This is a genomic window from Verrucomicrobiia bacterium, from assembly GCA_035629335.1.
In the GTDB taxonomy this organism is placed as follows: Bacteria; Patescibacteriota; Saccharimonadia; order Saccharimonadales; family Saccharimonadaceae; genus DASUUR01.
Map to the genome: position 1 here is coordinate 556,206 of DASPIB010000001.1, position 21,103 is coordinate 577,308.

The 21,103-nt window shown below is 47.0% G+C and carries 21 protein-coding genes; 16 read left to right on the top strand and 5 right to left on the bottom strand.

The window, feature by feature from the left end:
- The first annotated feature begins 29 nt into the window (after positions 1-29).
- Positions 30-1,097: a M20/M25/M40 family metallo-hydrolase gene (locus VD907_03110; protein ID HYG83840.1), complete on the top strand. Its 1,068-nt coding sequence runs from the start codon at positions 30-32 to the stop codon at positions 1,095-1,097.
- A gap of 2 nt (positions 1,098-1,099) precedes the next feature.
- Here the strand turns inward: VD907_03110 and VD907_03115 are convergent, their stop codons facing one another.
- On the bottom strand, positions 1,100-2,671 hold the full coding sequence (locus VD907_03115; protein HYG83841.1) for a hypothetical protein: 1,572 nt from the start codon (positions 2,669-2,671) through the stop codon (positions 1,100-1,102).
- Positions 2,672-2,812: 141 nt separating this feature from the next.
- On the opposite strand from VD907_03115, the gene VD907_03120 reads away from it, so the two are divergent.
- Both VD907_03120 and VD907_03125 read left to right on the top strand, forming a co-directional pair.
- Entirely contained in the window at positions 2,813-3,064 is a 252-nt protein-coding gene (locus VD907_03120) for a hypothetical protein (GenBank protein HYG83842.1), read from the top strand.
- 26 nt (positions 3,065-3,090) lie between these two features.
- On the top strand, positions 3,091-3,369 hold the full coding sequence (locus VD907_03125; GenBank protein ID HYG83843.1) for a hypothetical protein: 279 nt from the start codon (positions 3,091-3,093) through the stop codon (positions 3,367-3,369).
- A 48-nt stretch (positions 3,370-3,417) separates the two neighbouring features.
- On the opposite strand, the gene VD907_03130 is transcribed toward VD907_03125, so the two are convergent.
- On the bottom strand, positions 3,418-4,326 hold the full coding sequence (locus tag VD907_03130; protein ID HYG83844.1) for an SDR family oxidoreductase: 909 nt from the start codon (positions 4,324-4,326) through the stop codon (positions 3,418-3,420).
- Between the two features lie 150 nt (positions 4,327-4,476).
- Between VD907_03130 and VD907_03135 the strand changes: the two genes are divergently transcribed.
- Positions 4,477-4,734, top strand: coding sequence for a hypothetical protein (locus tag VD907_03135; protein ID HYG83845.1), 258 nt, complete (start codon positions 4,477-4,479; stop codon positions 4,732-4,734).
- A 178-nt stretch (positions 4,735-4,912) separates the two neighbouring features.
- Positions 4,913-6,298, top strand: a complete 1,386-nt coding sequence (locus tag VD907_03140) for a PKD domain-containing protein (GenBank protein HYG83846.1) — start codon at positions 4,913-4,915, stop codon at positions 6,296-6,298.
- 401 nt (positions 6,299-6,699) lie between these two features.
- On the opposite strand, the gene VD907_03145 is transcribed toward VD907_03140, so the two are convergent.
- Entirely contained in the window at positions 6,700-7,029 is a 330-nt protein-coding gene (locus VD907_03145; GenBank protein ID HYG83847.1) for a MazG nucleotide pyrophosphohydrolase domain-containing protein, read from the bottom strand.
- 29 nt (positions 7,030-7,058) lie between these two features.
- On the bottom strand, positions 7,059-7,478 hold the full coding sequence (locus VD907_03150; GenBank protein ID HYG83848.1) for a MarR family transcriptional regulator: 420 nt from the start codon (positions 7,476-7,478) through the stop codon (positions 7,059-7,061).
- Positions 7,479-7,579: 101 nt separating this feature from the next.
- Between VD907_03150 and VD907_03155 the strand changes: the two genes are divergently transcribed.
- Complete coding sequence (locus VD907_03155) at positions 7,580-9,010, top strand: MFS transporter (GenBank protein ID HYG83849.1); 1,431 nt, start codon at positions 7,580-7,582, stop codon at positions 9,008-9,010.
- A 58-nt stretch (positions 9,011-9,068) separates the two neighbouring features.
- Here VD907_03155 and VD907_03160 read toward each other — a convergent pair whose 3' ends face one another.
- Positions 9,069-9,791: a hypothetical protein gene (locus VD907_03160; GenBank protein ID HYG83850.1), complete on the bottom strand. Its 723-nt coding sequence runs from the start codon at positions 9,789-9,791 to the stop codon at positions 9,069-9,071.
- Positions 9,792-9,825: 34 nt separating this feature from the next.
- Between VD907_03160 and VD907_03165 the strand changes: the two genes are divergently transcribed.
- The 10 genes from VD907_03165 to VD907_03210 all read left to right on the top strand — a co-directional run bounded on the left by VD907_03165 (position 9,826) and on the right by VD907_03210 (position 21,089).
- Positions 9,826-10,776 (top strand): hypothetical protein, encoded by a 951-nt coding sequence (locus VD907_03165; GenBank protein HYG83851.1) that lies wholly within the window; start codon positions 9,826-9,828, stop codon positions 10,774-10,776.
- A 62-nt stretch (positions 10,777-10,838) separates the two neighbouring features.
- Positions 10,839-12,122 carry an oligosaccharide flippase family protein gene (locus tag VD907_03170; GenBank protein ID HYG83852.1) on the top strand — a complete coding sequence of 428 codons (1,284 nt, stop codon included), beginning with the start codon at positions 10,839-10,841 and terminating at the stop codon, positions 12,120-12,122.
- Positions 12,115-13,083 (top strand): glycosyltransferase family 2 protein, encoded by a 969-nt coding sequence (locus VD907_03175; protein ID HYG83853.1) that lies wholly within the window; start codon positions 12,115-12,117, stop codon positions 13,081-13,083. The genes VD907_03170 and VD907_03175 overlap by 8 nt, the downstream gene beginning before the upstream one ends.
- 6 nt (positions 13,084-13,089) lie before the next feature.
- Positions 13,090-14,211: a glycosyltransferase family 4 protein gene (locus VD907_03180; GenBank protein HYG83854.1), complete on the top strand. Its 1,122-nt coding sequence runs from the start codon at positions 13,090-13,092 to the stop codon at positions 14,209-14,211.
- Positions 14,201-15,253: a polysaccharide pyruvyl transferase family protein gene (locus VD907_03185; GenBank protein ID HYG83855.1), complete on the top strand. Its 1,053-nt coding sequence runs from the start codon at positions 14,201-14,203 to the stop codon at positions 15,251-15,253. The genes VD907_03180 and VD907_03185 overlap by 11 nt, the downstream gene beginning before the upstream one ends.
- A gap of 72 nt (positions 15,254-15,325) precedes the next feature.
- Positions 15,326-18,103, top strand: a complete 2,778-nt coding sequence (locus VD907_03190) for a carbohydrate binding domain-containing protein (GenBank protein HYG83856.1) — start codon at positions 15,326-15,328, stop codon at positions 18,101-18,103.
- Positions 18,093-19,703: a hypothetical protein gene (locus VD907_03195; GenBank protein HYG83857.1), complete on the top strand. Its 1,611-nt coding sequence runs from the start codon at positions 18,093-18,095 to the stop codon at positions 19,701-19,703. The genes VD907_03190 and VD907_03195 overlap by 11 nt, the downstream gene beginning before the upstream one ends.
- A complete protein-coding gene (locus tag VD907_03200) occupies positions 19,703-20,089 on the top strand; it encodes a hypothetical protein (protein HYG83858.1) in 387 nt (128 codons plus the stop codon). Before VD907_03195 ends, VD907_03200 begins: the two co-directional genes overlap by 1 nt.
- A 109-nt stretch (positions 20,090-20,198) precedes the next feature.
- Positions 20,199-20,561 (top strand): hypothetical protein, encoded by a 363-nt coding sequence (locus tag VD907_03205; protein HYG83859.1) that lies wholly within the window; start codon positions 20,199-20,201, stop codon positions 20,559-20,561.
- 339 nt (positions 20,562-20,900) lie between these two features.
- Positions 20,901-21,089, top strand: coding sequence for a hypothetical protein (locus VD907_03210; GenBank protein HYG83860.1), 189 nt, complete (start codon positions 20,901-20,903; stop codon positions 21,087-21,089).
- Positions 21,090-21,103 lie beyond the last annotated feature (14 nt).

The following is a 21,103-nucleotide window of genomic DNA, read 5'->3' on the forward strand; positions in this document are numbered from 1 at the left end:
GTAGTAGTTTTTTACAAAAAGGATACCAGATGCAGGAAAAACTCGAAACGACGCTTGCATCGCTCGTTGCTATTCCAAGCGAAAGTCGCAACCGGGGTGCTTGCCATCAAATTATCGAATACGTGCGCAGCGAACTCGAACCGCTGGGTTTATTTGTGCATGTCGATATCGACCGCGATAATCCGTATTTAATTGCCACCACCCAAAACACCAAACATCCGCACTACTTGCTCCTTGCCCATCTTGATGTCGTGCCGGCTCATCCGTCGCAATATACGGTGACCTCGGTTGAAGATCGGCTGTTGGGCCGCGGTGTGTTTGATATGAAGTTCGCGGCCGCTTGTTTTATTGAATTTGCCAAGCAACACCACGAGACACTCAAGGACCAGAGTGTCGGCTTTGCTTTTACCACCGACGAAGAACTGGGCGGACAAAGTGTTTCAGACATCTTGGCTGCGGGCTGGCGCGCGAATGTGGTTTTCATTCCAGATGGCGGCATGGGCTGGAAGATTGAAGAACGCGCCAAGGGCTTTTCATTAACCGAAATCACCGCTACCGGCAAAGCTGCCCATGCCTCGCGGCCAGCTGAAGGCAGCAATGCCATTACAAATTTGCTCCCTTTTTTAGCTGATATTAAAAAGCGTTACCCTTTAAAACTGGCCTCCGACCCAACCCTCACCATTAGCACTTTCCACGCCGGCGACGCCTGGAACCAAGTGCCTGACACCGCTACGGTAACTATCGATTTTCGAGCCTTCGAGGAAGAAGCAATTGCCGAACATCTTACCTACATTGAAGCGCAAAGTAAGCTTTACGGCTTTTCATTTAAAACGCCTGTGCGCTCAAAGCCGTTGCTGCTCGATCGTACTCATCCTGATGTGGTTCATTTTATCGCTAAGATGGAAATCGCGACCGGTAATCCTGTTAGTTTTTCAGAATCGTTTGGCGGCACCGACGGTCGCTGGTTTGCGGCCTACGACATCCCGTGCATTATTGTGCAACCAAATGGCGGCGGACACCACAGCGCCAACGAATGGCTGCACCGCAGTGACCTTACAAAATACTACCAGCTGCTTGAAACCTGGCTATTACCCTAACCCTATAATTCGTCGCGTTTTTCGTTTAAGAAACGCGTCCACTGGCGAGTTAAGCGAAGAATGGTTTTTAATGGCAGCTCAATCACCATATCGAGCATCAAAGTAATAATATTTACTCGCGCATATTTATCGGATAGCCAACGCCCAATAATCACAAACGGGGTATAAAAGAAGTCGCGAATGGCATCAAAGAACCCCTGGCGCGCCGCAAACATTTCAATTTCGCGCACCAAGCGCGACAAGCGGAACCCAAGGAAGCTTGCCGTCGAAAGAAAGACGAAAAAGATTATCCCCTGAACAAGATTAAAATGAAGCAACGACAGTGCCGTGACCACCGCACCAAAAGAAATCAAGAACATCAGCCAGTAGAGACCGGTGAGTACCGTTGAGGATTCGGCTCGTTTAAGCGGTGAGACTTTTAATTGTTCGCGCTGCTCTTGATACAACACCGCCGTCATGTAATCCTGGATAGCGACGCTGTTCGCCGGCCCAGGCAAGCTTAAGCTCATGCGCAGCAGCGCCATATACAGCGGTGGGAAAAAGATATTGATCATGAGCGGCAAAATAGCTACCGTGCCAGTAAGAAAAATGTCATACGGCACTTCAATCGCCAGCCCAATAATAACCTTGGTGATTAATAAGAAAATAATACTTTTAATCACCCCGCGGTTGAGCTTGCGTGCCACACGCTCTTGCTCGATTTTTACCTGTGCGGCATAGGCCGACTTAAACTTGGCTTTATCAAACAGCAACTCCTCAACCGGAGCGCCACTTTCAAGCAAGCTACGAAATGTCCGAAACGGCGCGCCATACTTGCTCACCGCCCGGGTTAACTTATTGGTTGTTTCGTTATGAAACAACTCATCGATCAGCTGGTTAGTAGCAATATATTCTTGAAGGTCATCAATAGTTCGCTGGTAAAGGCGCAGCATGTCGCGGCGAACGTTGGCAAGATCAGATCGCAGCAGCGCCCGATGAGTAGCGATGTAGAGCGAAATATCGTAGTGTACCACGCTTTTGGCGTCTTCTTCAGAAAAAAGCTCCCGGAAATGACGATAGGCAAAATGGATAAACACTCCCTGGGCTGTACGGGGTGCGGTCAGTAGCTCCTCAATTTCAACACACAGAACATCGAGCATCCAGGAAGTGGCCGTTTCCTGGGTGATCGACCCCGCACGCAGTGTCAGGTACGCCCGAAACGAGCGTTCAATGGCGGTATTAATTAACCTAACCGTATCAACCGCTACGGTATCGTTTACCAAATAACCGGCCTGGGTGAGCTCGACCACCAGTTCTTCGGCCAGCGGTTTTTCAATAGATTGCGCAGTAAAGGAAATATTGCGGCGCAAAAATCGCCGTACAGCTTGCTGCAGCAGCAAATGTTCTTCGGTATTGGCGGCGGCGTTTCGGAGCTGTTCGTAGGCCGCCGAAATTGCCCGGCCAATTCCTGCAACATGAATTTTACGGCTGCCCTCAAACGCCGCAGCGTGTGTTTTTTGGGCAAGCTGGGCTTCTTGTAACTGCTCTCGGAGTATCGCGCCTTCAGCAGAAAGTAAATTGTTTGCTTGATTCATAAAAAGATGACTGTCCTATTCAAACACAAAGTATAGGGTAGTTTGGCTCGAATCGCAATGAGACACTGGCGCATACTATTGACTTTGACCCCAAGATAGCCAATGATAAATACGGCAATCTATAAGCCTAAGGTGGTTCTGATGGCACGTTACGAGGTATCGATCACGTCACTTAGCCTAGGCCGAAAGTTCGAATTTTGCGATTTCCAGCTAGACGAGGGCGAACAGGACTGGCTGGCAGTTGAGTTGTATAGATGCATGAGCGGGTACACCGTACACATTTACGCCGATCATGTTTTGGCCGTAGTTAGCGATGATCGATTTGATCGAGAGGTGATCTGTGCTCTTGGTCGCACGCTCGCCGCTGAGTCGGTCGAAGGCAAGCTTGCCTGATATTACAACCTGAAAGGCTTGGACGCATGGTGCTTAAGGTCATCGGCCGCGGTGAAACTGGCCATCCCGGTAGGAGGGTATATGAGGTTGTTAATGGTAGCTTGCGACGACGTCACCTCACTGATTACGAACAGAGGCGGCTTCGAAACTACTTTAGTGGTAATGGTCCCGTAAGCTGTTTCTCAACTCACGAAAGTATCACCCTTGTGCTCAAGCCTGGTTACGACTGGGAAACAAGAAATCTGGGCCAGGCAGCATTGGAGCAGTTGAATAAATTCGTAGAAAACGAGCTCAAAGAATACTGAACCATGCCTCCGGCTCACACCGGAGGCATCATCATTTTCCGTAAGCTTTTAGGGGAGTGGATTCCCACCGGTTACGCCATACACTTCACCGGTTACATAACTTGATTCTTGCGATGCCAGCAGCACATAAATCGGTGCTACTTCAGCCGGCTGGCCTGGCCGGCCCAGTGGCACTTGCTCGCCAAATACCGGGATTTTTTCGGCAGGCTGCCCATAACTCGGCTGCAGTGGTGTCCAGACTGGCCCTGGCGCAATGGCATTCACCCGGATGCCTTTTTCGGCCACTTGCTTAGCTAAAGCTTTGGTGAAAGCAACAATCGCCGCCTTGGTTGACGCGTAATCTACCAATGTTGGAGACGGTGCATACGATTGAATCGAGGCAGTATTTATAATGCTCGCGCCAGCCGGCAAGTGGGGAAGCGCCGCTTTGCATAGCCAGAACATAGCATAAACATTGGTTTTGAAAGTTTGATCAAATTGCTCGGTGGTAATATCTGCTAAGTGCTTTTGGGCGACCTGTTTGCCCGCAATATTCGCTAGAATATCGAGCCCGCCGAGCGCTTTTACGCCTTCGCTAATTAGTTTTTCGCAAAAAGCTTCGTCGCTAATGTCGCCCGGCATAGCGATGGCCTTTTGTCCGGTGGCTTCGATCACTTTTATTACTTCTTGGGCATCCGGTTCTTCGCTGGGCAGATAATTAAGTACGACATCCGCCCCTTCACGAGCAAAAGCAATTGCCGCTGCCCGACCAATGCCAGAATCGGCGCCAGTCACAATCGCTTTACGGCCCTTCAAGCGGCCAAACCCCTGATACGACTCTTCGCCGTGATCAGGTTTTGGGGTCATGTCTTTCGCGAGGCCAGGCTCGGGCTGCGTTTGTTCTGGAAATTCGGGCCGCGGATATTGCGTTGTCGGATCCTGCATCTCGTATTGGTTTTTTGTCGAATGTTGCGCCATATGTCCTCCTCGTGATGTCAGTGGTATGTCTTTTTATTATACTCTTGTTTTTAGGAGACGGAAAATCTGAAGCCGAGATTTACTCTTCACAAACATAGCGCCTCGCTCTACAATAAGCTCGTTGTGCCGCCAACAAAAAAGGAGAGGACCATGTCACTTCCGCTGTCGGTAATCATCAAGTACTACCTGGGAACAATGGCGAACGAAGCCCTGCACCGGTTAGCAACAGCCCAAGTAGAAAGTGAGCTCGTAAAGAACATGCGGCCGCTTGCTGGTAAGCAGCACGAGCCCTGCACAGGTTGCGACGTTGCGCAGCCTCACGCCTACGAGTCGCATCTGCTGAATTCAAAGTTTGGGTCAGACCCTGAACTTGTGGCGCGCGTTAGGCGCGAGGCTGGCTGGGAGTAAATTTTAAAGCTCGCAAGCGCTAAATAGCCGGTCTGTATATTCATATGCGGACCGGCTAACCATAAGCTCTATAGAATATAGTTGTAATTATTGCAAAAAAGCCTTACATATTATTGACAATGTTAATCACTTATGATAGAGTTAATAATAGTTTAAAGAGAGGAAGGAAAGTAAAGCGATGCAAATAGTCAAACGTCTACTGAACCATCTGCGCCTTGCTGCCAGCAACAAAGCGCTTGTGTTCGGTGCAATAGCCGTAGTTACCGGGGGAGTACTAGCCCTCAACGCAGCAAGTGGCGCAACTACAGCTAACGCCGCAAAATGTAATCCATCAAACGATATCATCAACTGTGGTGCACATTCGGTACAAGAATTTGTCAACAAATATAATGAAAACGCCACTGGCGACCTCCACAATGTCTACGCACATTACGGCCTAAGCCCAGATGAACTTGGTCGCTTTGCTGCTACCGCTAAAATGGGTACCGCTTTCAAGGACGGCCGAATTGAAGTTGACGGCCAGACCGTTGCCACCGGCGCTCACAGCCTCGGCCGCAGCACCTTGGGTGGTCAAAACCGTACACCGGTCACCATTGCTGGCAAAACCTACTACTTTGGTCCGTCACAAGCTAACTTCGGTAGCAACGCGATTCCAGTCATCGTCATGATGAACCCTGACACGCACGAGATGGAATTCGCAAGCCTCACCGTTTGTGGTAACCCTATCTGGGGTAATAGCCCGAAATACAAATGTGACAGTCTACAAAAAGAACAAATCGACCGCACCACCTTTAAGTTCAGCACTAATGTGGTTGCCGAAAATGGCGCTACCGTCAGCCGCGTTGTCTACGAATTTGGCGATGGTACCACCGAAACTCGCACCAATCCAAGCGAAGCTGTTACTCACAAGTACGCTAAGGCTGGTAACTACAACGCCAAAGTCACTGTTTACTTCAACGTTAACGGCAAAGAAGTCAGCGATACTCGCCAAAGCTGTGAAACACCAGTAGAAGTAAAGCCTGAACCAATCTTCGAGTGTAGCGCTCTTACCGCTAAGCAGCTGAACCGTAATGAATACGAATTTACTGCTCACACTAAAGCCGAAGGCGCAACCCTTATCAGCGGTAACTTCGAATTCGGTGACGGCGCTAGCCAAAACGATGTAAAGCCAGATGCAACCGACCCAACCACCGTTGTAACCACTCACAAATACGCGAAAGAAGGCAACTACACCATCAAGGCCACTGTCAGCTTTGAAAGTGAAGGTAAAGTTACCAGCAAAGCCTGTGAAGTCAGTATCAAAGTAAGCCCAGAAGCTTGCCCGCTGAACCCACAGCTACCGGTAAACCATCCTGACTGTAAGCCTTGCCCATACAACCCTGAGCTTCCTGTTGGCCACCCTGACTGTGAAAAGCCTGCAGCACCAAAGCCTCCAGTCGAACTTCCTAAGACTGGTCCAGCCGACTTCATCGGCGGTGCCTTCGGCCTTGGCAGCATCACTGCAGCCGGCGCTTACTACCTCCGCTCACGCAAGCATCTTATCGACCGACTCTTAAACAAATAAAAACAGCTACGAAATAGAAATACGCCGCAATATTCTGCGGCGTATTTTATTACACTTTAAAATTTTGCCCTGGCCTAAGCAGACCCGCTCAGACCAGGGAGTTTCACAAGGAGGGGAGAAGGGTATAGCCGCTGGGCTGCCGAAGTTCGACTTCCGTTACTACAAGCACTCCTACCGGTATAGCTGAGAACCCGACAAATCTTGTCTCAGTAGGCTGTTGGCTCTCCTTTCTAAGGTATAGAGCAACTCGGTGTCTGCGCTTCCAATACCATGCCGCAACAAGTAGTAGTGTGGCATTACCCGGCCTCCTTACTTTTGGTATGAGCCGTGGTTAAAGTGCCGCTTTTGTTCTTTTCAGTCAAGCGCTTGGAAGATCTAATACTAAGTAAACAAGAAAGAACCTAGGCGTTCACTTCAGCGGCGATTCGCTGTTCGAGATGGTCCATTGTATTTAAGAATTCTTTTTCAATATCCACGCCATAGCGGTGCGCGAGCACCAGAACGCTCCACAAGCAATCGGCTAGTTCATGTGCCAACTTTTCATCGACATCACCATCGATGTCGCGTAGGCCGTCTTTGGCCATAATAATTTTCGCAAGATCACCAACATCGCCCACAAAACCGAGCGCTAACTGGTGGCCATTCCAGGCGTCACCATATTTCGAAGCATTTAATTCGTCGTATCGTTTGCGGATATCTATCGCCCGCGCCATAAGTTGTTCAGTTGTCATGGAGATAAGTATAGCAAAGTGAAGGAGAATTACTTGGTGAGCATTTTTACTAGTAGCTCATCAAGCAAGACGCGCTCGCCAGGCGATAAGTACTGCAATCCATCAAGCGGAGCCTCAGCTAAGCGCTGCAGGGCTTCGGCGCGTAAGGCGATACCTTTGTCGGTGAGGCTCACCACCTTTACCCGGCGATCATCTGGTAGCTCGTGCCGCTCAACGTAGCCGTGGTGCAGCAGGCGATCTACCAATCCAGTCACATTCGACGCATCGCATTCAAGCACAAGTGATATATTCCGCATAGAAATGGGCCGGGTAGGGTCAAGGCTACAGAGCGCATAGAGCTGAGTGCTGGTAAGGTCATAGTCGTCCGCGATATGCTGAGCCTGCACACGAGCAAAAGTAGCGACTTGTAGTAGATTCCAGGCGGTATTCTTTTTAATTGCGTCTTTCATATTCATTTCATTATACTTCATTTTGTAAATACTTGACAATATCAAATATCAAGAAATATAATGATCGAGTTATTAAAGTTAATTAACGTAAAAGGACAACAATGACAAACACACGCAAAAAGCTTGTCTTAGGCTTCCTGGCGTTGATGCAATTTATGGTAGTGCTGGACTCTTCAGTAGTGAACGTCGCCTTACCAGCTCTGCAAGAGCAGTTGCATTTTACGCCTGAAAGCCTTCAGTGGGTCGTGACCGCGTATACCTTAACGTTCGGTGGTTTCTTACTGCTTGGCGGTCGCATGGCCGACTTGTTTGGCCGCAAACGAATGTTGATTGGCGGTGCGCTCGCTTTTATAGCCATTTCAGTACTGATTGGCTTTTCACAAAATAGTATCATGCTGATTGCCCTACGAGCCCTCCAAGGCTTAGCTGCTGCCTTTATGTCACCTGCAGCCCTATCGCTGCTGTTGACTATTTTTAAAGAAGGCCAAGAACGCAACCGCGCACTATCGGTATGGGCAGCGGTTGGCGCCGGTGGGGCAGCAGTCGGATTGATGGTTGGCGGTGCGCTAACCCAGTTTGTCGGCTGGGAATGGAACTTCTTTATTAACGTACCGATTGGACTCTTGGCAGTTTATGGTGCCCTGAAATTCCTGCCGAAGCACGAGATTGAAGAACAGGATAAACACGTTGATATTCGTGGTGCAGCACTGGTAACCGGCGGTTTGATGCTCCTAGTGTATGCTCTTGAACAAGCCGTGCATCTTGGCTGGGGTAACGGTACCGTATGGACGATTCTAGCGGTCAGCGCCTTGCTGTTAGCTGGCTTCATCTTCAACGAGGCTAAGGTAAAGCATCCGCTTATGCCACTATCGATCTTTAAGATTCGCAACTTAAGTGCCGCCAATGTTATCATGCTACCGGTGATGGCTAGCCTGATGAGCATGTTTTATATTACCGTGCTCTATGCGCAAACCGTTCTACAGTATTCGCCGGTTATTACTGGCTTGAATTTCTTGCCTATTCCGATTATTATCGGGGTCGTCTCGACGCTTACCCCAAGAATCTTGCCGAAAATTGGCTTCAAGCCTATCATCTTGGTATCGCTTGGGCTGCTAATGGCGGGTATGCTGTGGATTGCCCAAATGCCAACTGATGGTGTCTTCGCCTTGACCATCTTGCCTGGTTCAGTACTGATTTCGCTCGGCTTAGGGATGTCGTTTGTGGCCCTCAACGTCGCCGCAACCAGTGGTGTACCGGGGCGTGAGGCTGGCCTCGCATCAGGCTTACTCAACACCTCAATGCAAGTTGGTGGGGCACTTGGCCTGGCAATTTTGGCTGGCATTGCTTCAAGCGTGACCACTGGCGCCTTGCAGGTCGCCACAAATGTTACCGAAGCCACTGTGGCTGGGTATCGGGCAGCGATTTATGGCGGACTGGTCATCTTAGTGCTTGGATTCATTTTTGCCGCTTTATTCATTAAGCAGAGCAAAAAAACTTCAGGCGCAGCTACCGAGCCGATTGTGGTTCACTAAAAGTATTGTTCCTGAAAGGAAACAAGGAGCCGCTGACAATAGTGCAGCGGCTTCTTGTTTACTGAGTTTTTAGCCGCACCTGGTTAAGCAAATCCTGAAAAATGCTATCGGCTTGTAGCAATCGCGTTTCTGAATCGGTGGTGAAGTGGGCTACTAGTAAATTTTTGCCGGTTTTTAAGCCGCTCAGTATTTCGTAAGCGGCAGTTTCGTTGCTGTCTTTTGTTATGATCGTAGTGCGCTTGATTGAGGCAAGTGGCGCCGCTTGGTTATCGGTGGTTTGGATTGTCAGGCTAGGTGGCGTTCCCGACTGAACGTGGGTGAGCAGCTGATCTTTAGCTTCGACTTCCGCCTTTTTAGCGTCGTCTTGTTGCTGGAAGATGTCAATTAAACTGGTGTTTTCAAGTCCATCTTTTAGTTGATAGACCGTAAACTCAACACCGATAATTTTTTTGTTGGCTTCATGCTTTTCAATAGTCAATTTTTCAAGTGGCACAAGGCTTCCCGAAGTCAGGGTTACTGTTTGTTGGTTTTGCTCGGCCGGTGATAGTTTTTTCACCGAATTTTGAGGAAGTTGGTAGGCGGCCTTTGTTTTAGTAGGATCAGAAAGTACAATTTCGGCAGATTTAACGGCACTAAAATCTGGCAAATTATCTTCGTCTGGCTGGTTGGCTGGCTGCGATTTTGGCAAGAAAAACAAGAGGTATCCGGCAACTGCAATTGCCGCGATTACGATAATCCAGACAAGTAATGGTTTTTTGGAAGCTGAGGATGGCTGTGGCATAGAAGGCTTTCCTTTCGTTTAGTATAGTACTATTATGAACAAGTTATTGCAGAGTGCAAATTTGCCCTGGCTGAAGCCTGTTCTGCTGGCCATTGCCGCCTTACTCACCATAGGACTCGGCTGGTACTTAATTGGGGTGATTACCCAGCCTGCCATTCCCAAGGTGGCTTTACGCGAAGAGAAGCAGCCACAAAAGATTTTGTTTGACGGTCGGCAGCAACTATTACCACATACGCGGCTCGTCGCGCTGTATGGTGCGCCCGATACACCAGCACTGGGTGCGCTAGGGGAGCAGTCACTACCAAAAACACTGCAGCGCGTCAAAAAGCTGGCACAAAACTACCAGCCGCACACCAAACAGCAGGTGTATCCAGCACTAGAGGTTATTGCCACCGTTGCTGCCGCCGAACCTACCGCCGACAGTGATTACTCGCGTGAAATTCCGATTGAAAAACTAGAAAAGTGGGTGAGGGAAGCTGAAAAAGCCAAAGTATACGTCGTGCTCGATCTACAACCTGGCCGCACCCATTTTCTTACCCAAGCTAAGCGTCTTGAAAAGCTGTTGCTTTATCCGCACGTGGGGCTGGCGCTCGATCCCGAATGGCGCCTGAAGAAAACTGAACAACATTTAGAGCAAATTGGCAGTGTCCATGCGCATGAAGTTAATCAGACTGCTGCGTGGTTGGCTAGTCTTACCCGGCATCGTAACCTGCCGCAAAAAGTATTTTTACTGCACCAATTCCGCAGTTCAATGATTCACAAGCGTGAGCTTTTGCGCACCCACCCCGAACTAGCGCACATTATCCAAATGGATGGTCACGGTGATCAGCCCACCAAGTTGGGCACCTGGCAAGTATTAACTAAAGATTTACCCCAGGGCATTCACATGGGATGGAAGAATTTTTACAACGAAGATACACCGACATTTTCACCGGCACAAACCTACGGGATCACCCCTGTTCCGTGGTTCGTATCGTATCAATAAGTCATTACTTTATAAAGTAAAGTGTCTTGTCTAACCGTCCACAGATTGCTAGGCTTAAAAGCGTGAAGACACGAATTACCTCGATTTTGGGCAGGAGTGATTTCGTGCGGCATAATGCCGTGTTCTTTTTTGGCGCGCTCGCAGTTAGTGTGCTCAACTATGCGTATTACCCGGTGCTGGGGCGACTTTTGAGCCTTGAGGAATACGGTGAAGTCCAAGTACTTATTTCATTATTTTTGCAGTTAACCATTTTCTTGACCGTGCTGAGCCAGGTGGCAATAAACATCGTGGCAAATTACGAAGATCGCACCCGACAAGCCCGCGTGCTATTTGAGCTCGAGAAACTGAGCTTATTCATAAGTCTTGCTTTGCTGGTGATAGGCGCATTGGCAAGTCCATTTTTCCAAAACGTTTTACGATTTGAGTCGCCATGGCCGTTTATTATTCTTTTAGTGGCGCTGGTGGCAACTGTGCCGCTCACATTCCGTAGCGCTTATTTGCGTGGCAATAAAAAGTTTGCCACCGTTTCGGCGGGGAATATTCTTGGGGCTGCAGGGAAGATAGTCGTGTCGGCGCTATTGGTGGTGATTGGGCTAAGCACCCCCGGCGCCATTTTTGGTATTGTGGCTGCACAACTCCTGGCTTTTGCCTACACCGCCTACAAAGCGAAGCAAGCTGGTTTCATCAAGCCCGAGAGTCACGCAAGTTACTTTAGCTTGCCAAATAGTAAAGAAATCGTACCTGAACTGCGCTATAGCGCCATCGTACTGGTGGCTTCATTAAGTATTATGGTCCTGACCAGCGTCGATGTACTGCTGGTGAAGTATTTTTTTGATGCCGAAACGGCCGGTGGATACGCCGGTATTGCCACGGTTGCAAAGGTACTGTTCTTCCTGACGGCTTCGGTAGCTCAAGTGATGCTTTCTTCGGTAAAGCTAGCAGCGCCGGCCAAGCAAAACCGCGCACTGCTAGTAAAATCAGCCGTACTGGTAGCCGGCCTCGGCGGAATTGGTCTGATTGCTTTCTTGGCATTTCCTAACTTTTTTGTCAGTCTATTAATGGGGCATCGGTTTGAAGCCTACGCCTACTTATTGCCACCACTGGCGACTGCGCTGTTTGTGCTGTCTATTTTAAACCTTGTGGTTTCATATTATATGGCGCTTCGACGCTACCAAATTAGTTTACTGGCGGCGGTTGGCGTTGTTGGCACAATTATCGTACTGCTGCAAATGCATAGCAGTTTAAGCAGTATTGTGCAGGGGCTGTTGTGGGGAAGCGTCGGTACGCTGGTATTGATTGCCCTCTGGCGGCTGAGTTATAGAGTTTTAAGGAGAGACCATGTCTAAACCAAAGTTGATTTCAGTTATTGTTCCCGGTCACAACGAGGCAAAAAACATCCCCTTATTATATGAGGAGCTCCGGCAAGTCGCTGCTGGGCTAAGCTATGAGTTCGAATTTATTTTTGTTGATGACGGCAGCAAAGATGAATCACCCATCATTGTTCGCCGCTTGCGGAAGCAAGATCCACGGGTCCGTTTGATTGAATTCGTACGTAACTTTGGCAAAGAAGCCGCCACCTCGGCTGGTATTCATGCCGCAAAAGGCGACGCGGCGATTATTATGGATGCCGACCTGCAACACCCGCCAAGCCTGCTGCCTGAATTTATTAAGCACTGGGAAAACGGCGGTGAAGTGATCGTTGGTGTGCGGACGTATAGCGACGGCGAGAGTGCCTTTAAAAAGCTTACTTCGCGTCTGTACTACAGCATCATGCAGCGCGTCTCGCACACCCACATCACCCCGCACGCCACCGATTTTCGGTTGCTGGATAGGGCAGTAGTAGATGAATTTAACATCCTCACTGAACGCAACCGCATGACCCGCGGACTGATTGATTGGCTTGGTTTTAAGCGAGAATATGTGCACTTTGAAGCCCCCGAACGACAACATGGCGAAGCAGCCTACACCCTTAAAAAGTTGATCACACTGGCGATTAACAGCTTTACCTCGTATAGCATGCTGCCGTTACGACTAGCAGGGTACATTGGGGCGTTCATTTTGGCGGTTGCCACCCCAATTGGATTGTTTATTCTGATTGAGAAATACTTACTACAAGACCCATGGAACCTAAACTTTAGCGGCCCGGCTATTTTGGCCTTTATTCTGCTAATTTTGGTGGGCATTATTTTGGTCTGCCTGGGGTTAGTGGCGCTATACATTGCCAACATCCACAGCGAAGTACTTAACCGCCCGTTGTATGTGGTGCGCCGCGAGACCGAACCAGTAGTGCAAAGCGAGACGGAGTAGCGACCTGTGAAGATTTTGTGGTTTTCCTGGAAAGACACCTCACACCCCGAAGCCGGCGGTGCCGAGCTCATTCTGCACGAGCTTTCAAAACGCTTGGTAAAAGCCGGCCATGAGGTAACTATTCTGACCGCGCAGTACCCAGGAGCAAAAAACCATGATGTGATTGACGGTATTTCAATCATCAGGGTAGGCACCAACCGATACATCCATTCGTTTGCGGCGCTATGGTACTATTTGCGCCACCTGCGAAATCGGTTTGATGTCATTGTTGAAGCTGTTAACACCGCGCCGTATTTTAGCCCGTTTTTTAAAGGCAAGGCAAAGGCATTCTTGTTTTATCATCAATTAGCCCGCGAAATTTGGTTTCACGAAACGCGCGCGCCACTGAGCCACATTGGCTACTACCTACTTGAGCCAATCGCCACGTTTATTATGGGAAAAACACGCGCTACTACTATCACTATTTCTGAAAGCACCAAAAAAGATCTGCAGCATTTTGGCTTTAAAGATAACCGGATTAAAATAATTTCGGAGGGTATTGAACTAACGCCGCTGCCCGATCTCACCAGCGTGAAAAAGTACGATCGGCCAACCATGCTGAGTCTTGGGAGCGCGCGAGCAATGAAGCGCACCATCGACCAATTACGAGCTTTCGAGATAGCCAAGAAAACTTTACCAGACTTACAGCTTAAAATCGCTGGCGACACCAATAGCAGCTATGGTCGCGAGCTCACGGCGGCGGTAGAAGCGAGCCCTTACAAAAAAGATATCGCCCTGCTTGGCTGGGTAAGCCTGCAAGAAAAAGACGAACTCATGAAGCGGAGCCACCTTATTACAGTAACCTCCATCAAGGAAGGTTGGGGGCTAATCGTTACCGAAGCCAATAGCCAAGGCACCCCGGCTGTTGTATATGATGTCGATGGCCTTCGAGACAGCGTTCGCCATAACCGCACCGGCATCGTTACCGCACCCCATCCTGAAGCGCTCGCCGTGGGCATAGCCGAGATCCTTGCCAGTCCAGAACACTACCAAGCCATCCGCACCGCCGGCTGGGAGTGGAGCAAAACAATCACTTTTGAGCAAAGTTATAAAGATTTTATGGAGATAATTAAAAGCAATGACATTTAAGCAGCTACTTAAAACTACAGATCTTGAAAATAGTTTTTTGATCGGCTATTACGGCGGCGGCAACTACGGCGATGAATTATTGCTTGAGGTACTGCAAAACCTCCTCGCTAAACAAGGCGTAAAGAATCTGACGATTGCCTACCAACGACCAGAAGCCTTCTCTGAAATGCATAAGGATTTCGGCTTTAAACGGGTACTTATGTACGACAAGTTGAAAGTGTTGAAAACGCTTTTAAAAAATAAAAATGTAATCATTGGCGGTGGTGGGCTGTGGGGTCTCGATATGAACCTTAACACATTCCTTTTAAGTGTGTTCTTGTTTATTGCTCGAATTTTTGGCAAAAAAGTGTATTTGCTTGGCGTTGGATATTACTCATCGACCACCACTCTCGGACGAATTGGTGCATTTTTAGCAGCTAAGAGTGCGGCCGTTATTTTAGCTCGTGACGATGAATCATTGCAAAATTTCAGTCGTTATACTAAAAAAGTACACTTAGACCATGACCTTTCTTGGGCAACTGATGAAATTGATCTAAATAACTATAGATCAGAGTTAGCGTTGATCGAGAAAAAAATAAAGATTTCTGAGAAGACAGTTTTTATAGGCCTAAGGCATTTTAAGGCCAGGCACAAAAATAACTTTAGTCTCTTAATGGAGCAGGTTATTGCAGCCAATCCAAACAAACAATTCATTGTAGCGCTGCTTGAGAATAAAAATGTCGACACCGAAAGCTATAGTTATATTCAAGCCTGGCGTCAAAAATATTCAAATATTCAACCGCTCGACTTCACGCATAATCCGTTAGGGCTTTTTGCTTTCTTTCAGAAGCATCACAGGCAATTACTGGCTATCGCACCTCAATTTCATATTATCATCACCGCCCATTTAACTTCGGCGCCATTTTTACCAGTAGTTTATGATAATAAGGTACGCGAAATGTTAAAAAAGGCTGGCGTTGATGAGACACAGCATATCGCCATCAACGATTTGCAGTTATCTGATGTTCAAGCCTTTATCGATAAGCACATAAAAGGGGATTAAATGCGCTTTTTATCGAACGGTGACTTTGTTTTTCCATTTGATTGGCTCACGTACTGGGTTAAGCATTTTTATATGTGGTCGTTTCAAACAGGAACACCTAACCCTGATGGTGTTATACGTCTGCCCGGTCGTGTGTTTAATTTTTTGGTTTTTGGCTTATTTGGCCACGAAGCAGCTGCCTATTTCTATGCCATATCATCGCTGGTAATCGCATTTCTTGCCTTCTTTTATTTCTGCCGCAAGTTTCTCAAGATTGATAGTTTGCCCGTTACGCTGGTAGGTTCTTTGCTTTTTGCCTTAAACCCAATATTCCTAGGCAATATGGCCAAGGTTGGGCTAGTATTGGCGGCAGCCTTATTACCTCTATGTCTAACGTTCATTAAAATTGCTTTTGAAAAACGACAATTACGGTACCTGCTGTTTTATGTTGCATGTTTAAACATCTCTTTTCTTCACCCTTACACGCTTATTCTTAACACCGTTATCTCAGGTGTATATCTTGTTTATTTAGGATGGCGCCACTGGGACTTCGTGCGGGAGAATACTTTAAAAATTACAGCGCTTATAATCGGAGCAATTCTGGCTAATTCATATATTATTCTTTCTCTGTTAAGCATGGGGAGCGTAAGTAAGGATGTAATTTCAGCCAATGTTGTACCGGTTGCCATGGATTACACTGCGCTTGTGGGAACCTCGAATACTGCTGATCTTCTTACGGGGCTGTCGCTTTCAAAAGAAGTATTTCTCGATTTCTTATTTTATAATCCTGACTACAAGTTTATATATTTTGCAGCTAGTTTCAGCCTCTACATTCTCCTAATAGTTCTATTTATAAAAGTGCGCAGTTCACTTTCAAGGTTAGATTTGCGGCGCTTATTGCTGTTTTCATTGGCATTTCTCATATTTATCGCTCTTGCAGCCACGACCATTTGGAATATCGATGCCTTAATCCGTTTACTCATCACCCTGCCGGGCGGCTGGGCATTCCGTTCGCCTCTAAAGTGGCAGCTGTATATTCCTTTTGTCTTAGCCGGCATCATAGTATTGTTGATGGCCCGCACTTCCGGCAAACTTCGCACATATAGCTTCGCTGCTTTAGCGATTATATTTATTGGAATGAACGGATACGTGCTCAGCGATGTCCATAAGAAATTGCTCACTCCACGAACATTAGAGAACTTCACCGCCTTAAATAACGCCCCTTTAGAAAATAAAACTCTGCTTTTTGTAAATAGTCCTCGCTGTCTGGATTACATGAGTACCCACCTGGAAGAAACGGTTGAGCTAAACCAAGTACTAACGGCTAAGAACGTTCAGGTGAAGCGTGTACTTGTCGACAGCATCGATAGTATTAACGTGGGTAGTTACAATTACGTCCTGAGTTGCCGCGAAAAATCCGACCTGGCCCGAATGCTGACGCATCAATACGACTTTAAACGCAGCCACAGCTTCCTTCGTGGAGACTTCCAGCTATACGAAAATAAAATCAATATACCTCAAGTATATGCACTAGAAAATCTATATGGGTTAGACGAGAGACAAAGTGTTGCCGATGCCTACAGCATGACAAAGAACAACCTTGGATCACCACTTTCCTTTACCGGCCTCGACAATAAGAACTTACCAATGATAGCCTTGGAAGATCCGTTTAGTACCGTTTCGGGCAACAATATTCGTGAAAATAAGATTATTACGAACAATCAATTAGGATCGCATGTTAGTAAGCAGGAACTATTGGTGCCAGAACTTCACACGCCACTCTACTATAAATCAGCTGATAACACCTTGACCCTATCGCCGCAAAAACGGCCAGATTACCACAGGCTGGATCCGAGTGCAAAAACACAGCGCATCTCGTTAAACGATAAGCATGACAAGCTAGTCTACGATGATCCAACTTTCAAATATAAAAACAGTCTTTCTAACGGCTCCTTTGAGAGTGGTCTGTGGCAGAAGAAGGTCAGTGACTGCTACAATTACGACAATAAGCCTGACATATCGATGTCGCTTAACAATACTCAAGCTAATGACGGTAAGCAATCATTGCAACTTGAGTCAAAGGCGCACATCGCCTGCACCGGACCTAAAGAAATCAAAGTTACTCCTGGCCAACAGTATATTATAAGCTTCGACTATTTAGCCGAAACCGGGCCAGTAGCAGGATTTTCAGTTCGTTTTGATGACCCTTACAAAATTGATAAAACACAGCGCATAAAGGAAAGCGGAAGTTCGTGGAAAAGCTTCGGTTACACCGTAACGGTTCCAGAGAATGCTACTAGCATGAAGCTCATGCTATATGCCTATCCAGACAGCAAAGTAGGTACTCGGTCGAAGGTACTCTATGACAATGTAGCCGTTATTAATATTCCACCAGTTAAGAACTCTTTTTTTCTTCTGAAAGATCGCTCCACAAAACTAGGGAGCCCGAAGATCGAAACCATTGCCAAAGATCCAACTCAAAAGGAAATCACTATCACAACAAATGACACGCCTTTTTTCTTAGCCACAAGCGAAACGTACAGTAAGCTGTGGGAACTTGTCCCCACGCGTAACGATAGCTGGCTACCAAGCTTAAGTAACCCTGCAACTGCCGGCGAACAATTTGCATTAAATAATACTATGAATGCTTGGTACATTCAGCCAAGTGAACTATGTAGATCAGCGGAAGTATGCCAAAAAGACGCTTCTGGTAATTATACAATTTCACTTACGATGCGTTTCGTACCACAAAAATGGCTATACCTTGGTCTTATCCTTAGTGCTGTCAGTTTTGTCGGGCTAGTGGCATACTGTATCTGGGAGTTCTTACACGAACGAAAACATAGAAAGAGAGTAGAGAATGCTACATAGTATCCTTCAACGCTTCCTGCCGCATATTTTCTTTAGTGCTTTAGCGCTTGTAATTTTACTGCCTTTACTATCGCCAGGATTTATCTTTGCACTCGATATGGTATTTGGGCCACACATCGAGTTACCGAGTGATGTACGTAGTAGCTATCTATTTTATGGTGCACTACATATTCTTAATATGGCCATTCCTGCTGATGCCCTGCAGAAAATCCTCCTCCTTGCTATCTTTCTTCTGGCAGGAATAGGGGCATTTCGGTTAGCTCAAACTTTTGCCCTACAGAATCAGCCGTCATGGTCATTTTATATCGCCGGTGTACTGTACGCAGTCAACCCTTTTGTTTATTCACGCTTTATGGTTGGGCAATTCTCGGTATTACTTGGGTATGCGCTTTTGCCGCTAAGCTTGGTGCTTCTATGGAAGTTTCTGCAGCGACCAAATCTTAAGAACGGCGGCATATTAGTATTAACCCTCTTGGTTCTCAGTATTGTTTCGATCCATATGGCTGGAATTTTTATTTTGCCAGCAACGGTGTTGTTTGCGCTTAACCTGTATCGAATTCGCCAGAGCTTGCCAAAGGTAAGAACACTTTTAATACGAACCTCAGTTGTTATCATTAGCGTGCTCATCGGTAGTCTATATTGGCTTATTCCTGCCGTAGCAGGTAGCGGCCACGTTGCTATTATCACTAGTTTTACTCCGAATGACCTTCTGGCTTTTGCAACCTATGGCGGGGGATTGGGGATCATCGGAAATATTCTCACACTCCAAGGCTTTTGGGCGGAGGGAATGAATCTCTACTTAAAAACACAAGACTTGTATAGCTGGTGGTGGCTGCCGCTCGTTGGGCTTTGGGTGGTAGCAATATTGGGATTCCACGCGCTTTTTAAGGCCCAGAAGGACGCGGCAGTCAGCCTTTTAATTTTGCTTGTTTTGACTGTCGGACTTGCAGCAGGCGCGGCAAGCTTCTTCACCTTGGGCTACAGAGAACCACAAAAGTTTGCCGCAGTTGTAGCTATCGTGCTTAGTTTACTGACAGGCTATGGGAGCTATGCTATTGTTCGCCTTGTTAATAATTTGCACGCGCAGGCTTTTGGCTCACTCCTTTGCTTACCACTACTGTTCGTATTGCCTCTGGCTACTGCACCGTTGGTATTTGGCGGGCTTCACGGTCAATTCCAACCTCGAGACTACCCACAAGATTGGCACATGATTAGAGAACGGCTACATAAAGAGCCGAGCGCAAAGGTTGTTTTTCTGCCCTGGCACATGTATATGGAATTTTCATTCGCCGGCAAAGTCATCATGAACCCTGCCCCAGCCTTCTTTCGTAACCCAGTTATAATAAGTAATGACCCTGAATTTCGGGGAGCGCATGCAGGCCATACCACCAATGACCAGCGCCGTATAGAGTCATTGCTGCATAATCCAAAGAGAGAAGATTTTACAAAGGAGCTGAATTTATTATCTGTAAAATATGTTCTGCTAGCAAAGGAATTCGACTATAAGAAATACGCGTTTATTGACGATCTTGGTTTAATTAAAATAGCCGATACCGAAAATTTAATCCTGTATAAAGTTACCCCCGAGGAGGCATACTAATGCACATCAATACCCGACGCGATCGAGAGAAGGCAAAGTACCATCATCCACAAAAGTCCTCTGTTGCATTTTCTTCCCGTCCTTATCGTTGGGCATTATACGCTTTAGGGCTGGTTGGATTGGCCTTGTTGGGCACTCTTTTTCAAGACGCAATGTATGGCCAACTGCTTATAATAGGATATGGGGTGGTTGCAATTATTTTTAAAGTTAACAGTAATGAGTCCTTTAAAATGGCAATAATCTCTTTTATTTGCATCATCTTGTTAGTGTTAGCTCAAAATGATGAAGTCGCCAAGAACTTCGCCACCTACGCCTTTCTTCTTATTATCGTTGGCATTCTGTCTGCCATTTTTGAAACAAAAACCGAAAGAAAGGAGGAAGCATGAGCAAAGATATGTAATAAGAAAGGCGCATAGTTAATATTTAGTTAATGACTAAAGAAAAGTATGCGCTACAATAGTAAGGTTGATATTAATTTTAATGAAAGGTAGAACGATGTTACAAAAATTGTCACAAGTTCTCGAAAAAGTCCGCTCGACGAAACTCGTTGCTGGCTTTGCAGTCGTTGCAGCTGTTGCAGCGTTTAGTGCCAATGGCGTGGCTTTAGCGTCTCCAAATTACATGGATGTCGAAAAGCCAAATAGCCAACGCATTTGCTACAAGCAGCTCGGCGAAGGCTGGAAGGCACTTGGATTCAAGAGCCTTGACCACTGCTTGCGCTATGTAAGCACTGATCAGCCTGAAGAGCGCGAAGACTGCGAAGGTGGTTGGTGGTACGTTTACGGCTTCAACAACCAACGACAGTGCGTTAAGTACGTCGCTGACCACGGTGGTGGCTACGGCGCGACTGTTCGCTAAATAGTAGTATCTGCTATTAAAATAGGGGCCCTAAAAAGGGGTCTCTATTTTAATCCTTAGAAGATGTGGGTGCTCTGACAACACCTCGCCATAAAGAGACTGTGAAAATCGATTGCAATAATCGATTTTCAGCCGAACGCTTCTATATAAGCTTCCAGTGGAAGGTTATAGAAAAAGAGTGCTCTTTATGGCGAGGTGCTGCCAGGGCAAAGCGCAGCTTGATGACATAATTACAAAACTTTATTTACATATATTCACTCATATTATATAGTGAAAGTAATAACAGAGAGGGGCTCGCTAAGCGCGAGACCTCTTTTATTATGTAAGGGAGAAAAGATAATGTACCAAACTGGCGCACGTCCAATTGTTTCAAGCAGCGTAATTACCGGAGTCGGCATTGCCGCTTTACCAAGCACCAGTGGCCACACGCTTGGTACCATCTTGGCTTATAGCGCTATCGCTATTGGCCTCGCAGTATTAATCAGCCAAGTTGCGGTGCGAATTATAAAGCGACGCTACAGTAAATAGTTCTTTAGGTTGAT

Bases quoted from the DNA above. Each gene is read 5' to 3' on its own strand.
- VD907_03210 (HYG83860.1), top strand. From the start codon at position 20,901: ATGTACCAAACTGGCGCACGTCCAATTGTTTCAAGCAGCGTAATTACC.
- VD907_03120 (HYG83842.1), top strand. From the start codon at position 2,813: ATGGCACGTTACGAGGTATCGATCACGTCACTTAGCCTAGGCCGAAAG.
- VD907_03185 (HYG83855.1), top strand. From the start codon at position 14,201: ATGACATTTAAGCAGCTACTTAAAACTACAGATCTTGAAAATAGTTTT.
- VD907_03125 (HYG83843.1), top strand. From the start codon at position 3,091: ATGGTGCTTAAGGTCATCGGCCGCGGTGAAACTGGCCATCCCGGTAGG.
- VD907_03140 (HYG83846.1), top strand. From the start codon at position 4,913: ATGCAAATAGTCAAACGTCTACTGAACCATCTGCGCCTTGCTGCCAGC.
- VD907_03195 (HYG83857.1), top strand. From the start codon at position 18,093: ATGCTACATAGTATCCTTCAACGCTTCCTGCCGCATATTTTCTTTAGT.
- VD907_03145 (HYG83847.1), bottom strand. From the start codon at position 7,029: ATGACAACTGAACAACTTATGGCGCGGGCGATAGATATCCGCAAACGA.
- VD907_03155 (HYG83849.1), top strand. From the start codon at position 7,580: ATGACAAACACACGCAAAAAGCTTGTCTTAGGCTTCCTGGCGTTGATG.
- VD907_03165 (HYG83851.1), top strand. From the start codon at position 9,826: ATGAACAAGTTATTGCAGAGTGCAAATTTGCCCTGGCTGAAGCCTGTT.
- VD907_03135 (HYG83845.1), top strand. From the start codon at position 4,477: ATGTCACTTCCGCTGTCGGTAATCATCAAGTACTACCTGGGAACAATG.
- VD907_03175 (HYG83853.1), top strand. From the start codon at position 12,115: ATGTCTAAACCAAAGTTGATTTCAGTTATTGTTCCCGGTCACAACGAG.
- VD907_03205 (HYG83859.1), top strand. From the start codon at position 20,199: ATGTTACAAAAATTGTCACAAGTTCTCGAAAAAGTCCGCTCGACGAAA.
- VD907_03160 (HYG83850.1), bottom strand. From the start codon at position 9,791: ATGCCACAGCCATCCTCAGCTTCCAAAAAACCATTACTTGTCTGGATT.
- VD907_03200 (HYG83858.1), top strand. From the start codon at position 19,703: ATGCACATCAATACCCGACGCGATCGAGAGAAGGCAAAGTACCATCAT.
- VD907_03110 (HYG83840.1), top strand. From the start codon at position 30: ATGCAGGAAAAACTCGAAACGACGCTTGCATCGCTCGTTGCTATTCCA.
- VD907_03150 (HYG83848.1), bottom strand. From the start codon at position 7,478: ATGAAAGACGCAATTAAAAAGAATACCGCCTGGAATCTACTACAAGTC.
- VD907_03115 (HYG83841.1), bottom strand. From the start codon at position 2,671: ATGAATCAAGCAAACAATTTACTTTCTGCTGAAGGCGCGATACTCCGA.
- VD907_03130 (HYG83844.1), bottom strand. From the start codon at position 4,326: ATGGCGCAACATTCGACAAAAAACCAATACGAGATGCAGGATCCGACA.
- VD907_03190 (HYG83856.1), top strand. From the start codon at position 15,326: ATGTGGTCGTTTCAAACAGGAACACCTAACCCTGATGGTGTTATACGT.